Raw genomic sequence first — 12,282 nt, 5'->3', positions numbered from 1 at the left:
GCCGTTGGTGGCGTTGCCGCCCAAGCCGCCAGCCGCACCATTGCCGCCGGTGCTGTTTCCGCCCAGGCCGCCGGTGCCGGCGGCCGCGCCGCCCGTGGCCCCGCCGCCGGTGCCGGCGCCGCCTGCGCCGCCGGTAGTCGAGCCGTGGTTGTCAGCAATGTTGCCGATGTTTTGCACGGTATTATTGTTGACGTTGCCAGTCAGGCTACTGGTGGCGGTAGCCGACGAGGTGTTGTACGAATTGGCAAGCGAAGAGGAGGCCGTGCCGCCGTTGTTGGCCGCCACGGCGCCGATCTGGCTGGCGCTCGCGCCGCCGGTGCTGTTGTTATTGTTGTTCTTGTTGCTGCTGTCCTGGACCGCAGAGGCGTTGTCGTTCGCGTGGGCGCCGGCGCCGGATTGCGTCGTTGCCGTCGTCGGTGGCGTAGTGGTTTGTGCAAACGCTGCACTTGCGCCAAACGCCAGCGCGATGGCCGCGCTGATCAATGTTTTCTTCATAGCTGCTCCCTACCTAACAAGTTGTACGGTTGATTGAATGGTTGCCAGGGGACCGATCTCCCGGCCCTCCCCTCTTTCGCAAACTTGATGCCAGCATCGGCGCCGCGCACGCAAACCGTTGAAAACACGGGACAATTCGACACCGCCGGGTATCCATCGCCGATGCTGGCGCGCACTGCCTGGCGCTGGGCGTCACACCGATGTGACAGCGCGGCAGCAACGCCGCGCCGACCGCCCCAGCGCCAGCCCCTATTTCGCCGGCGGCGCGGCGGTGTAACAATCACGCGACGGCGCCGCGATGCCGTGCTTGGCCAGCAGGCGATAGAGCGTCATGCGCGAGACACCGAGGTCGCGCGCCGCCAGCGTGATGTTGCGGCCGGCCCGTTGCAGGCTGGCGTCGATGGCGTCGCGTTCGGCGCGGATGCGGGCGTCGTCCAGCGGCGCGGCGATGCGCGGCGCCGGCTCCGCGCTCAGGCCCAGGTCGTGCGGCAGGATCAGCCGTCCCTCGGCCATCACCATCGCCCGCCGCACGCGGTTGAGCAGCTCGCGCACATTGCCGGGCCAGTCATAGTCGCGGATCGCCTGCGCCGCCCGCCCGCTGAAGCCCCTGACGCGCGGCGCCCGCTCGCTGGAATACGTGTGGAAGAATTGTTCGGCCAGCGGCAGCAGATCCTCGCGCCGCTCGCGCAACGGCGGCACATCCAGCGCCAGCACATTGAGCCGGTAGTACAGGTCCTCGCGGAAGGCGCCACGCGCCACCGCCTGCGCCAGGTTGACGTGCGAGGCCGCGATCACCCGCACATCGACCGCGATGCTGCGGGTGGAACCGAGCCGGTAGATGGTCTTCTCCTGCAGGAAGCGCAGCAGGTTGGCTTGCAGCTCCATCGGCAGGTCGCCGATCTCGTCGAGAAAAATGGAGCCGCCCTGCGCCGTCTCGATCAGCCCGCGCTTCTCGCGCGCGGCGCCGGTAAAGGCGCCGCGCTCGTAGCCGAACAGTTCGGACTGGATCAGCGAGGCCGGGATCGCGCCGCAATTGATGGGCACGAACGGGCCGGCGCGGCGCGGCGAGTGCGCGTGCACGGCCTGCGCCGCCAGCTCCTTGCCGCTGCCGCTTTCGCCGCCGATCAGCACCGGCGCGCTGGCGCCCGCCACCTTGACGATCTGCCGCCGCAGCCTGGTGATGGCGGCCGATTGTCCGGTCAGCGCAGGCTCTTGCTGCGACGGGCTGCGCCCCGTATTCGGACGGCGCAGCGCGGCCAGGCCGTGCGCGTGGCCCAGCGTATGGCGCAGCCGCTGGGCATCCAGCGGCCAGGTGTGAAAGTCGCCGCAGTGGTCGTGCACCAGCTGGCGCCAGGCCGGCGATTCCAGCGCCCGCGCATCCAGCACCACCACCCAATGCACATCCCAATGCTCGTGCAGGAAGCCATCCATCGCGGCGCACGACTGTTCGTCATGCGCCTCCACCAGCAGCACGCCCACCAGCATAGGACGCGCCTTCAACTGGCGGCGCGCCTCGACCAGCGTCACCGCGCTGTATACTTCCCATCCCTCTACTGCGGCGTTGAGCGTGTCCGGTAAGGCGGGACTCCCGAGTGCCAGGCAGAGTATGGTTTTTTTCGTCATTACCGTTGGACGGCAATCAATGTAAAAAGTTCAATCTTTCAATTTCAGCAAACACAAGTAGCTTGCCGCGCCCCCGGCGTCCAGATAGAATGCCTGCGCAGTTTTTTTGACGAGGGATATGCCAGCCTGTCAATAGTGAAAATAAGTTAAAAATAACGACGGGATCAACTACATGAGCGATTTTCAACTGAAGCCGGCGGACCTGCCGGGCTGGGGCCAGCGCACGGCCTTGCGCATCCTGGGCCTGTTCGGCTGGCGCATGCTGTTTCGCACACTGCCCGGCCCGCGCGGCATCTGCGTGATCTATCCCCATACGTCCAACTGGGATTTCATGATCGGGCTGTTCGGCAAGTGGGCGCTGAACCTGCCGTTCCGCTGGCTGGCCAAGGATTCGCTGTTCAAATTACCGGTGCTGGGCAAATGGTTCCGCGCGATGGGTGGCGAGCCGGTCGAGCGCGGCACGCCGAGCGGCACCATCAAGCTGCAGGCGCAGCGCATGAACGCGGCCGATTGGTACTGGGTCGGCATCACGCCGGAAGGCACGCGCGGCTATCGCCCTAACTGGAAGAGCGGCTTCTATCATCTGGCGCTGGAGGCCAAGGTGCCGCTGGTGCTGGTGTATATCGACTATCCGAATAAGACGCTGGGCCTGGTCGACCATGTGGTCCTGACCGGCGACCAGGAAACCGACCTGGCCGCCATCCGCGCCGGCTTCGACGGCCACCAGGGCCTGTATCCGGCCAACGCGGCGCCCATCGTGCTGCAGGAACGCCGCACCGAAACGCGCGACTGACCGTCATTCCCGCGCAGGCGGGAATCCATACTTTGCGTCCCGCCAGGCGTTCCATGGGTCCCCGCGTACGCGAGGACGACGACTCTCAGGCCACTGCCAGCATCACGCCGGTGGCGGCGATCGCGGCGCCGGAGATCTTCAGCGCCAGCGCCGGGCTCACGCGGCCCAGCATCCTTCCCCCGTAGACCAGCAGCGCGCTGGCAGCCAGCAAGCCCATGGCGCTGGCGGCCTCCGGCAGTTCGTGGCCGTGCGCGTTGCCGTGCAAGAGCGCGAACGCGCCGACCATCAGCGCGCCCATCGCCGCCGGCAAGCGCGCCGCCACCGCGATCATCACGCCCATCAAGGCCACCGTCAGCGCGATGCCGGTTTCCAGTCCGGGGATCGCCAGGCCCGCCACGCCGGTCAGCACGCCGACCAGCATCATGCCGAGGAAGGTCGCCGGCAGCCACTGCGCGCTGGACTGGCGCGCGCTCCAGATCCCCACCGCCAGCATCGCCAGCAAATGATCGAGACCGGTGAACGGATGAACGAAACCGTCGAAGAAACCGTGCGTGTGCGCGCCGCCCGTTTGCGGGTGGGCCGATGCGGCGGCGCAGGCCAGTACCAGTACGGCTGCCGCCGCGATGCGTTGCTTCTTCATTGGATTTCCTTTGCAAAGTGTGGAGTTTGTCCGAGCAGGCCTTGCTCGCGGATGAAATCGATGACGGCTTTCACACCGTCGCCGCTGCGCAGATTGGTGAACACGAAGGGCCGCGCGCCGCGCTGCTGCTTGGCGTCGCGCGCCATCACATCGAGGTCGGCGCCGACATGCGGCGCCAGGTCGGTCTTGTTGATGATCAGCAGATCGGAACGGGTGATGCCGGGACCGCCCTTACGCGGGATCTTCTCGCCGCCGGCCACGTCGATCACGTAGATCGTCAGGTCCGACAGCTCCGGGCTGAAGGTGGCGGCCAGGTTGTCGCCGCCCGATTCCACCAGGATCAGGTCGAGATTGGGAAAGTCGGCCTGCATGCGGGCGATTGCTTCAAGGTTGATCGACGCGTCCTCGCGGATCGCCGTGTGCGGACAACCGCCGGTCTCCACGCCCATCAGGCGCTCGGCCGGCAGCGCGTCGGCGCGCAGCAGGATCTCCATGTCTTCCTTGGTGTAGATGTCGTTGGTGATGACGGCCATGTCGAAATGATCGCGCATGCCTTTGCACAGCATCTCGCACAAGGCGGTCTTGCCGGAACCGACCGGGCCGCCGATGCCGACGCGCAGGGGATTGGAAGTTGGTGTCATGATGTGTCTCTCTCTAAGATCTGTATAAACGGCTGTACTGCACTTCATGCTGCATCGACAGCAGCGACAGGCCGGGCGCCCAGTTGCTCATGTCGTCGTCGGCGACGGTTTGCGCATGGAGGGCGGCGGCTTCGATGTCTGCCCGCAGCGACAGCAAAATGCGCTGGCCCGCCACCTGCCCCAGCGGCACGGATTTGACGCAGACCAGCACCTGGTTCTCGGCCCACGCGAACAGCATCGCCAGCAAGGCGGCGTCGTGCGGGATGTCCAGCGCGGCGACGGCGCAGGCAAAGGCGGTCGGCAATGCGACTTCCGTTTGGCCCTGCAGCTGCGCCAGCATTTCGGCGTCGACGAAGCCCAGTTCCGCCACCAGCTTGGTCAGCGAGTAGCCCATCTGGATGGTCTCGGCGCGGAACTCGGCGCTGTCGCGCGAGGCGACGAAGCGCTCGCTCCATTCGGAGACGGCCTGCCAGTCGCGGCGCGACCAGGCATGCATCAGGCGCCAGCACACCGGCGCCTCCCACTGCGCGACCACTTCGTGCAGATGGCGCAGTATCCAGGCGCGCGCGGTGTCGGCGTTGTGGACGATGCCGGTTTCCAGCGCCGCCTCCAGCCCCTGCGAATAGCTGTACGCGCCGATCGGCAGGGCCGGACTGGCGAATTGCAGCAGGTGGAGCAGAGCGGCGGCTTGCATCACGCCGTCATTCCCGCGCAGGCGGGAATCCATAGAACGCGTGTCGGCATGCTCAGCATGGATTCCCGCCTGCGCGGCGGTCCGCCGATGCGGAATGACGTGGTCAGGGTAGTCATTCGGTGTCGCCGGGCCGATGGATTTTTTGGCGCAGCGGGATAGGCGCCAGCGGGCCTTCGTGGTGGTGCCCATGCCCGCCGCCATACGCGCCGGACTCCGGCTCGAACGCGGCCTTCTCCTCCACCACCGTCGCACCCAGCCCGGCCAGCATCTCCTTCAGCACCGCGTCCGCGCGGATGCGCAGGTAGCCGTCGCCGACCTGCGCCTGCGTGTGGCGGTTACCGAGATGAAAAGCGCAGCGCAGCAAGGTGTGCGCGTCGGCACAGGTGATCTTGTAGGTCGGCTCCGGCGCGGCCACCACCTTGACCACGCGCTTGTCTTCGCCGGTCAGCAGGTCGCCATCGCGCAGCACGGTGCCGCGCACGGTGAAGACGGCGACGTCCTCGCCGGTATCGAGCGTGGCCCGCAGGCGGCATTTCTCGCGCAGCTCGTAAGGCAGCACCAGTTGGGCCGCGATGTTGTCGGCGCTTGGGATTTTAGTGTGTAGTGTCAGCATGGTCAGAAGAGGAAATAGCGCTGCGCCATCGGCAGCGTGGCTGCGGCTTCGCAGACCAGCAACTCGCCATCGGCGCGCACTTCATAGGTTTCGGGATCGACACTCATCTTCGGCGTGGCGCCGTTATGGATCATGTCGGACTTGCGCAGCGCGCGCATGTTCTTGGCGACGATCAGCGTCTTGTTCAACTTGAGCTGGTCGCCGATGCCGGCGTCAAACGCCGCCTGCGAGACAAAGGTGAACGACTTCTTCAAGCCGCCACCAAAGGCGCCGAACATCATCCGGTAGTGCACCGGCTGCGGCGTTGGGATCGAGGCATTCGGATCGCCCATCTGCGCGGCGGCGATCATGCCTCCCTTTAAAATCGTCTGCGGCTTGACGCCGAAGAAGGCCGGCTTCCACAGCACCAGGTCGGCGATCTTGCCCACTTCCAGCGAACCCACCGCGTGCGCAATGCCGTGCGTGATGGCCGGGTTGATCGTGTACTTGGCGATGTAGCGCTTGACGCGGAAGTTATCGTTGCGCGAGGAATCCGGCGCCAGCGGACCGCGCTGCACCTTCATCTTGTGCGCGGTCTGCCAGGTGCGCATCACCACTTCGCCGACCCGGCCCATGGCCTGCGAATCGGACGACATCATCGAGATCGCGCCGATGTCGTGCAGGATGTCCTCGGCCGCGATGGTCTCGCGGCGGATGCGCGACTCGGCGAAGGCCACGTCCTCGGCGATCGCCGCATCGAGGTGGTGGCATACCATCAGCATGTCCAGGTGCTCGTCCAGCGTGTTGACGGTGAACGGGCGGGTCGGATTGGTCGACGACGGCAGTACGTTCGATTCGCCCACCGCCGCGATGATGTCCGGCGCATGGCCGCCGCCCGCGCCTTCGGTGTGGAAGGTGTGGATGGTGCGGTCCTTGAACGCGGCCAGCGTATCGGCCAGGTAGCCGCCTTCGTTGAGCGTATCGCTGTGGATGGCGACCTGCACGTCCATGCGGTCCGCCACGGACAGGCAGTTGTCGATGGCGGCCGGGGTGCTGCCCCAGTCCTCGTGCAGCTTCAGGCCGATGGCGCCGGCACGCACCTGTTCTTCCAGCGGCTCCGGCAGCGAGACATTGCCCTTGCCGAGGAAGCCCAGGTTCATCGGGAAGGCGTCGGCCGCGCCCAGCATCGAATGCAGGTGCCACGGTCCCGGCGTGCAGGTGGTGGCCGAGGTGCCGGCCGACGGACCGGTGCCGCCGCCTATCATGGTGGTGACGCCGCTCATCAGCGCTTCCTCGATCTGCTGCGGGCAGATGAAGTGGATGTGCGTGTCGACCCCGCCGGCGGTGACGATCATGCCTTCGCCGGCGATGATCTCGGTGGCGCCGCCGATGGCCATCGTCACATTCGGCTGGATGTCCGGATTTCCGGCCTTGCCGATGGCGGCGATCATGCCGCTTTTCAGGCCGATGTCGGCCTTGACGATGCCCCAGTGGTCGACGATCACCGCGTTGGTGATCACCGTGTCCATCACGTCGGCGGCCACGCGCTGCGACTGGCCCATGCCGTCGCGGATCACTTTGCCGCCGCCGAATTTGACTTCCTCGCCGTAGGTGGCGTAATCGTGTTCGATTTCGATAAACAGTTCGGTGTCGGCCAGGCGGATGCGATCGCCCTTGGTGGGGCCGAACATTTCCGAGTAGGCGCGGCGCGAGATTGTAGCCATGTCAGCCCTTCGATGGATTGGGATCGAGCTTGCCCATGACTTTGCCATTGAAGCCGTAGACTTTTTGATCGCCGCCCAGCTTCACCAGTTCCACCGTGCGCTGCTGGCCCGGTTCGAAACGCACAGCGGTGCCGGCGGCGATATTCAGGCGCATGCCGTAGGCCTTCCAGCGCTCGAACTTGAGCTCCGTGTTGACCTCAAAAAAATGGAAATGCGAGCCAACCTGCACCGGCCGGTCGCCCTGGTTGGTCACCACGACGGTCGCGGTGGCGCGGCCTTCATTGAGGCCGATCTCGCCCTCTTCGAGTATGTATTCGCCTGGGATCATGATGATCTCCTTTAGGGGATGGGGTTATGGACGGTCACCAGCTTGCTGCCGTCGGGGAACGTGGCTTCGACCTGGATGTCGGGGATCATTTCGGGTATGCCTTCCATGACGTCGGCGCGGGTGAGGATGCGGGTGCCTTCGGACATCAGCTGCGCCACGGTCTTGCCGTCGCGCGCACCTTCCATGATGGCGCAGGTGATCAGCGCCACCGCTTCCGGATAGTTCAGCTTCAGGCCGCGCGCGAGGCGGCGTTCCGCCACGATGCCGGCGGTGAAAATCAGCAGCTTGTCTTTTTCTCTTGGTGTCAGGTCCATGGTGTCTCTCAGGTTTGCCAGATGCGCGGCGTGACGGCCGCGCGCTCCAGCAGGTACGGGCGCAAACGGCGCCATACGGTCAGCATCAGGCGGCGCGCGGTTTCGCTGTCGTCGCCCAGGTGGCGCGCGACCAACACGCCCTTGGTTTGCGTGACGCCGAAAACGTGTTCGCCGTCGGCTTGAATATCGGCGCGGATCTCGGCCAGCACGGCGGCGCTGAGCGGCTTGCCGGCGGCGATCAGCGTGGCGCAGACGGTCTTGCCGTTCAGCGCCAGCGGGCTGTCGAGGCGAGCGGCCAGCATCGCGCCCTGCTCCCACCAGATCAACCGACCGTCGCGGCGTATGCTGCTGCGCTGGGTCACGGTGCCGGTGTTGAAGGTTTCGCCGGAGCCGCGCCGGCCCATGCAGAGGATCTCGCAGCCGATGTAGGTGGCGCCGGCGGCCAGTTCGACGTGCTGCTCCAGCACCACGTTAGCGGTATCAAAAAAGATGGTTTCTTGCGGCAGCCATTCGAGTGCGGCGCCAGCGCCCACGCTCAGGCGCACGCTCTGGCGCGACACCTTGCCGTTGGCCTTGTACCACTTGGCGGCGCCGGGGGTGGTGAGGAAGGCATGCGCCTGCGCGCCAACGCCGACCGTGATCGCCAGCTGGTCGCCGCCCACCACGCCGCCCGGCGGATGGACCACGATGGCGTGGCACACCTTGGCGTCCTCCGGGTATAGCGCCTTCTGCACGCGCAGCGGGCCGTAGTGGCGATTGTCGAACAACCGGGTGGTGCCGGCGTCGTCGGCAAAACCGAGGGCGAGGCTGGCCTGCCATGCACTGTGGCTGGCGGCGAGTTCTCTGGATGCGGTGGTATCGGGCATGCCTGACGTAATGCAAGCGTCATGCCAGCTGAATTACGGGCTACACCGGCCGTAAAGACATTTTTCGCACCAAAGAGAGCCCCACGCACCACAACGGTGCACGGCATGTCGGCGTCGCGTTTTACCTATGTCAAATTTGCATGTAAAATAAGCACCGTTTTTCATATCCTTCAAGGACAGCAATGCGATTCACTACTTTTGCAGCCGCCGTGGCGGTTGCCCTGGCGCTGGCGCCAGCCGCGCAAGCGAGCACCTTCGGTTCCAACCTGATCGCCAACGGCAATGCCGAAACCGGCAACACCGCCGGCTGGGCCACCACGCCGGGTTTTGAAGTCGTCAATTACGGCGCTGCCGGCGGCTTCCCATCGCTTGCCGATCCAGGCCCTGCGGCTCGCGGCACCTACTTCTTCGGCGGCGGCTACTCGGCCAAGACCAGCGCCAGCCAGACCATCGACCTGTCCGCACTGAGCGCGGCGATCAACACCGGCGCCTCGCGCTTCGACCTGTCGGCCTGGCTGGGCGGCTACGACTCGCAGAACGACAACGCCGAACTGACCGCGACCTTCTTCGGCAGCGGCGGCGCGACACTGTCCCAAGCCAGCATTGGCCCGGTCTCCAACACCGACCGCGGCAACCAAATCGGCCTGCTGCTGCGCGACACGCAAGGCTACATCCCGGTCGGCACGCTCAACGTCGGCATCACGCTGACCATGATCCGCAACGCCGGCTCCTACAACGACGGCTACGCCGACAACCTGTCCTTCGCCGTGGCCGCCGCGCCGGTGCCGGAAGCGGACGCCTACGCCATGCTGCTGGCCGGCCTGGCCGTGCTGGGCGTGGTCGCCAAGCGCAAGCAACGCAAAGGGCAAGCTTGATACTTCAAGCCTGATCCTTGCCCGACAATCAAGAGTACTTTGCGCCGCGCGGGCTGTTTGCGCGCGGCGTTCATGCCCATACTGTTTGCTTCTCGATTTGATTAGTGAGCACAGCATGAAAGTATTCGTCACTGGCGCAGCAGGCTTCATCGGCGGTTCGATCGCAGCGGGACTGGTAAGCGCAGGCCATCAGGTAACAGGCCTGGTGCGCAAGCCGGAACAACTGGATGAACTGGCCAGGATCGGCGTGACCGGCGTAGTCGGCACCTTGAACGACCGCGATCTGCTGATCGCCCAGGCGCAGGCGGCGGACGCCGTCATCAACGCCGCCAGCAGCGACAACCGCGCCGCCGTCGAAGCCTTCGTCGACGCGCTGGCCGGCTCCGGCAAAGTATTCCTGCACACCAGCGGTTCCAGCATCGTCGGCGACGCCTCCGGCGGCGAAGGCACGGACCGCATCTACTTCGAAGACCAACTCCCCGCCCCCACCGCCGACAAGGCCGCGCGCGTCGCCATCGACGACCTGGTGCTGGCCGCCGCCGGCAAGGGCGTGCGTTCGGCGGTGCTGTGCAATACGCTGATCTACGGCCACGGCGCGCTGCCGCGCGACAGCGTACAGCTGCCACGCCTGCTCAAGCAGGCCCGCAAGAGCGGTATCGTGCGCCACGTGGGACGCGGTTTGAACATCTGGTCCAACGTCCACATCGACGACGTGGTCGACCTGTATCTGCTGGCGCTGGAGAAGACCGAAGCGGGCGCGTTCTACTTCGTCGAAAGCGGCGAGGCTTCGTTCCGCGACATGACCACCGCCATCGCCCACGCGCTGAACCTGGGCGAGCCGCAGGACTGGCCGCTGGATCAGGCCAAGGAAGAATGGGGCTATGAAATGGCCTCGTACGGCCTGGGCTCCAACAGCCGCGTGCGCGGACAAAGGGCGCGCACGCAGCTGGGCTGGAAGCCGCATCGCCCGCCAGTGCTGGACTGGATCGCGGGCGACATGCTGCGCGGCTGAGGCTTACTGCTTGGCCGGGGCTGGAGCAGAAACCGGCGCTGGAACAGCAGCAGGCGCCGCCTTCGCATTGTGATAGACCTGCACCAGGTCGCCGTTCGGCATGCCGGGAATCGGAATGATCTTGCCGTTGAAGGTGACCTTGCCGTTCCTGATGTCGATCGTCGAACGCAGTTCGCCTTTCTCCATCACGGCGAAGCCCTCGTTCACCAGTTTGCCGATCACCAGGCCGGCGATGTTCTTGGCCGCCAGGTCGAGCTGCTCGGCGCTGTTGGGCGCCGAGGCATCCACCTGTTTGCTCGCGATCAGGCGCGAGACATCGTTCACCATCGCCACCGGCAGACGCACGTCGAAGCGCGCGATGATCTTCTTGCCCAGTTCAATCGGCGTGTCAAAATCGGCTTCCACCACCTTGTCGAAATCGACGCGGCCCTTGATCGACGCAGTGTTCCCGTGATACGCGGCGCTGATATCGTCGATCACCAGGCTGGCGCCGCTCGTCGCGATGCTCTTGCCGAACGACTTCATGGACTTCATCATCACCTCGGCCTGGGCGTCAGCCGGCAGGCCGCTGCCCTGTACTTCTTTCATTTCACGGTCGAGGTCCGCCAACGCCTGCGCCGGCAGGTTCAGCACGCGCACGCCGAAATTGGCGCGGTCGACGCGGTCGCCGCCGAACACGATAGCCTTGATCGAGAAGGCATAGCTGGCGTCGGCCTTCTTGCCGTGGAGCGCAAGCCCGCCGGAGATGGCGATATCCTCCAGCCGGGCGGTTTCCTTGAATTCGGAGCTACCTGGCGTGGTCCCGCGCATCGCCACTGCGCCCACCTTCATCCCGACGGTGCCGTACCAAAGGCCGTCCTTCGCGCGCGCCTGCTTCAGGTCCATGCTCATTTTCTCTACCGTCCCGCTGGCCGAGGCGCCGACAATGGACAAGGATGGCCAAGTCACTTTGGCATCGAGCGTGGTGCCGGCTTTATTAACGACGGACCTGGAATTGAGTTCGGCCCACGAAAACGCCACCGCACTTTCGTCCAGATAGGTGTGCGGTACCATCTTCGTCGTGTAAATGACCTGTCCCTTGGGGCCGGTGGTACGCAGCACCGGAATTCCACGCTCACTGCCGAATACATCCTTCAGCTTCGGTCGCAGTTCGGGCGAAAACTCAAGTTTCGAAAAAATCTCCAGCCGCTTCACGATGTCGGTCTCGCCGCCCATCGCCGCATTGATTTCTTTGGCGGCGGCAGTGAAGGCTTCGAAGAAGGCGGACTTGACCGGCTTGGCCGGCGTCGGCGACTGCGCCTGTGAGGGCGGCGCCTGCTCAATGGCCTGGATGGACGTATGCGCCAGCAAGGCGCCGGCGATGGCTACTGCGAGTATCGATTTTTTCAACGTGCTGCCCGAAGAAGATGGTGATTGTAGGGGCGCGATTCTACACACCCGGCGTCGTGCAGAAATACACGCATTGTCACGTTCGAATTACCGATCGGTTAGCTTGCATCCACTGTTGATTTTTAATTAAAATTCCGCTACCGTGTGGGCGGGGCGGATCCTTCAAGCCGGCCTGTCTTTGCCGCGTGCAGGGACAGCCTCTACGGGGCTACCCCGTGGGATATTGAATGCTCAGCACTTCGCCGCATGAGCCGCGTTGCGTTACCACGCAAGACAGCTCACGCATCACGAGACTC

General features: G+C 65.2%; 13 protein-coding genes and 1 pseudogene. 3 read left to right on the top strand and 11 right to left on the bottom strand.

Annotated features, from left to right (window positions below):
- Window positions 1–495 (bottom strand): annotated as a pseudogene (locus V6M89_RS25150) (hypothetical protein); the annotation flags it as partial.
- 249 nt (window positions 496–744) lie between these two features.
- Window positions 745–2,118, bottom strand: coding sequence for a sigma-54 dependent transcriptional regulator (locus V6M89_RS25145; protein ID WP_332855766.1), 1,374 nt, complete (start codon window positions 2,116–2,118; stop codon window positions 745–747).
- Between the two features lie 172 nt (window positions 2,119–2,290).
- On the opposite strand from V6M89_RS25145, the gene V6M89_RS25140 reads away from it, so the two are divergent.
- The gene (locus V6M89_RS25140) at window positions 2,291–2,911 is read left to right on the top strand and encodes a 1-acyl-sn-glycerol-3-phosphate acyltransferase (RefSeq protein WP_332855765.1); all 621 of its coding nucleotides are present in this window, start codon (window positions 2,291–2,293) and stop codon (window positions 2,909–2,911) included.
- Between the two features lie 85 nt (window positions 2,912–2,996).
- Here the strand turns inward: V6M89_RS25140 and V6M89_RS25135 are convergent, their stop codons facing one another.
- The 8 genes from V6M89_RS25135 to V6M89_RS25100 all read right to left on the bottom strand — a co-directional run bounded on the left by V6M89_RS25135 (window position 2,997) and on the right by V6M89_RS25100 (window position 8,710).
- Window positions 2,997–3,551 (bottom strand): HupE/UreJ family protein, encoded by a 555-nt coding sequence (locus V6M89_RS25135; RefSeq protein WP_332855764.1) that lies wholly within the window; start codon window positions 3,549–3,551, stop codon window positions 2,997–2,999.
- Complete coding sequence (gene ureG / locus V6M89_RS25130; RefSeq protein WP_442881998.1) at window positions 3,548–4,192, bottom strand: urease accessory protein UreG; 645 nt, start codon at window positions 4,190–4,192, stop codon at window positions 3,548–3,550. The genes V6M89_RS25135 and ureG overlap by 4 nt, the downstream gene beginning before the upstream one ends.
- 13 nt (window positions 4,193–4,205) lie before the next feature.
- Window positions 4,206–4,886: an urease accessory protein UreF gene (locus tag V6M89_RS25125; protein WP_332855768.1), complete on the bottom strand. Its 681-nt coding sequence runs from the start codon at window positions 4,884–4,886 to the stop codon at window positions 4,206–4,208.
- 112 nt (window positions 4,887–4,998) lie between these two features.
- Window positions 4,999–5,499, bottom strand: coding sequence for an urease accessory protein UreE (gene ureE / locus V6M89_RS25120; protein WP_332855763.1), 501 nt, complete (start codon window positions 5,497–5,499; stop codon window positions 4,999–5,001).
- A 2-nt stretch (window positions 5,500–5,501) separates the two neighbouring features.
- Window positions 5,502–7,202 carry an urease subunit alpha gene (ureC, locus tag V6M89_RS25115; protein ID WP_332855762.1) on the bottom strand — a complete coding sequence of 567 codons (1,701 nt, stop codon included), beginning with the start codon at window positions 7,200–7,202 and terminating at the stop codon, window positions 5,502–5,504.
- A 1-nt stretch (window position 7,203) separates the two neighbouring features.
- Window positions 7,204–7,530 carry an urease subunit beta gene (locus tag V6M89_RS25110; RefSeq protein ID WP_332855761.1) on the bottom strand — a complete coding sequence of 109 codons (327 nt, stop codon included), beginning with the start codon at window positions 7,528–7,530 and terminating at the stop codon, window positions 7,204–7,206.
- A gap of 11 nt (window positions 7,531–7,541) precedes the next feature.
- Entirely contained in the window at window positions 7,542–7,844 is a 303-nt protein-coding gene (locus tag V6M89_RS25105; RefSeq protein WP_152807105.1) for an urease subunit gamma, read from the bottom strand.
- A gap of 8 nt (window positions 7,845–7,852) precedes the next feature.
- Window positions 7,853–8,710: an urease accessory protein UreD gene (locus tag V6M89_RS25100; protein ID WP_332855760.1), complete on the bottom strand. Its 858-nt coding sequence runs from the start codon at window positions 8,708–8,710 to the stop codon at window positions 7,853–7,855.
- A 182-nt stretch (window positions 8,711–8,892) separates the two neighbouring features.
- Here V6M89_RS25100 and V6M89_RS25095 point away from each other — a divergent pair, with 182 nt between their 5' ends.
- Together V6M89_RS25095 and V6M89_RS25090 are read left to right on the top strand one after the other, a co-directional pair.
- A complete protein-coding gene (locus tag V6M89_RS25095) occupies window positions 8,893–9,585 on the top strand; it encodes a PEP-CTERM sorting domain-containing protein (RefSeq protein ID WP_332855759.1) in 693 nt (230 codons plus the stop codon).
- 115 nt (window positions 9,586–9,700) lie between these two features.
- Window positions 9,701–10,597 carry an NAD-dependent epimerase/dehydratase family protein gene (locus tag V6M89_RS25090; RefSeq protein WP_332855758.1) on the top strand — a complete coding sequence of 299 codons (897 nt, stop codon included), beginning with the start codon at window positions 9,701–9,703 and terminating at the stop codon, window positions 10,595–10,597.
- Window positions 10,598–10,600: 3 nt separating this feature from the next.
- Here the strand turns inward: V6M89_RS25090 and V6M89_RS25085 are convergent, their stop codons facing one another.
- A complete protein-coding gene (locus tag V6M89_RS25085; protein WP_332855757.1) occupies window positions 10,601–11,986 on the bottom strand; it encodes a DUF945 family protein in 1,386 nt (461 codons plus the stop codon).
- Window positions 11,987–12,282: the final 296 nt, after the last annotated feature.

The organism is Duganella sp. S19_KUP01_CR8, from assembly GCF_036688705.1.
Taxonomy (GTDB): domain Bacteria; phylum Pseudomonadota; class Gammaproteobacteria; order Burkholderiales; family Burkholderiaceae_D; genus Rugamonas.
The sequence above is the reverse complement of the archived record's forward strand: the minus strand, read 5'-3'. Positions and strand labels throughout refer to the sequence as shown.

What these genes read in the sequence shown, in the direction of transcription:
- V6M89_RS25145 (WP_332855766.1), bottom strand. Translation starts at nt 2,118, where the DNA reads ATGACGAAAAAAACCATACTCTGCCTGGCACTCGGGAGTCCCGCCTTA.
- V6M89_RS25140 (WP_332855765.1), top strand. Translation starts at nt 2,291, where the DNA reads ATGAGCGATTTTCAACTGAAGCCGGCGGACCTGCCGGGCTGGGGCCAG.
- V6M89_RS25135 (WP_332855764.1), bottom strand. Translation starts at nt 3,551, where the DNA reads ATGAAGAAGCAACGCATCGCGGCGGCAGCCGTACTGGTACTGGCCTGC.
- ureG (WP_442881998.1), bottom strand. Translation starts at nt 4,192, where the DNA reads ATGACACCAACTTCCAATCCCCTGCGCGTCGGCATCGGCGGCCCGGTC.
- V6M89_RS25125 (WP_332855768.1), bottom strand. Translation starts at nt 4,886, where the DNA reads ATGCAAGCCGCCGCTCTGCTCCACCTGCTGCAATTCGCCAGTCCGGCC.
- ureE (WP_332855763.1), bottom strand. Translation starts at nt 5,499, where the DNA reads ATGCTGACACTACACACTAAAATCCCAAGCGCCGACAACATCGCGGCC.
- ureC (WP_332855762.1), bottom strand. Translation starts at nt 7,202, where the DNA reads ATGGCTACAATCTCGCGCCGCGCCTACTCGGAAATGTTCGGCCCCACC.
- V6M89_RS25110 (WP_332855761.1), bottom strand. Translation starts at nt 7,530, where the DNA reads ATGATCCCAGGCGAATACATACTCGAAGAGGGCGAGATCGGCCTCAAT.
- V6M89_RS25105 (WP_152807105.1), bottom strand. Translation starts at nt 7,844, where the DNA reads ATGGACCTGACACCAAGAGAAAAAGACAAGCTGCTGATTTTCACCGCC.
- V6M89_RS25100 (WP_332855760.1), bottom strand. Translation starts at nt 8,710, where the DNA reads ATGCCCGATACCACCGCATCCAGAGAACTCGCCGCCAGCCACAGTGCA.
- V6M89_RS25095 (WP_332855759.1), top strand. Translation starts at nt 8,893, where the DNA reads ATGCGATTCACTACTTTTGCAGCCGCCGTGGCGGTTGCCCTGGCGCTG.
- V6M89_RS25090 (WP_332855758.1), top strand. Translation starts at nt 9,701, where the DNA reads ATGAAAGTATTCGTCACTGGCGCAGCAGGCTTCATCGGCGGTTCGATC.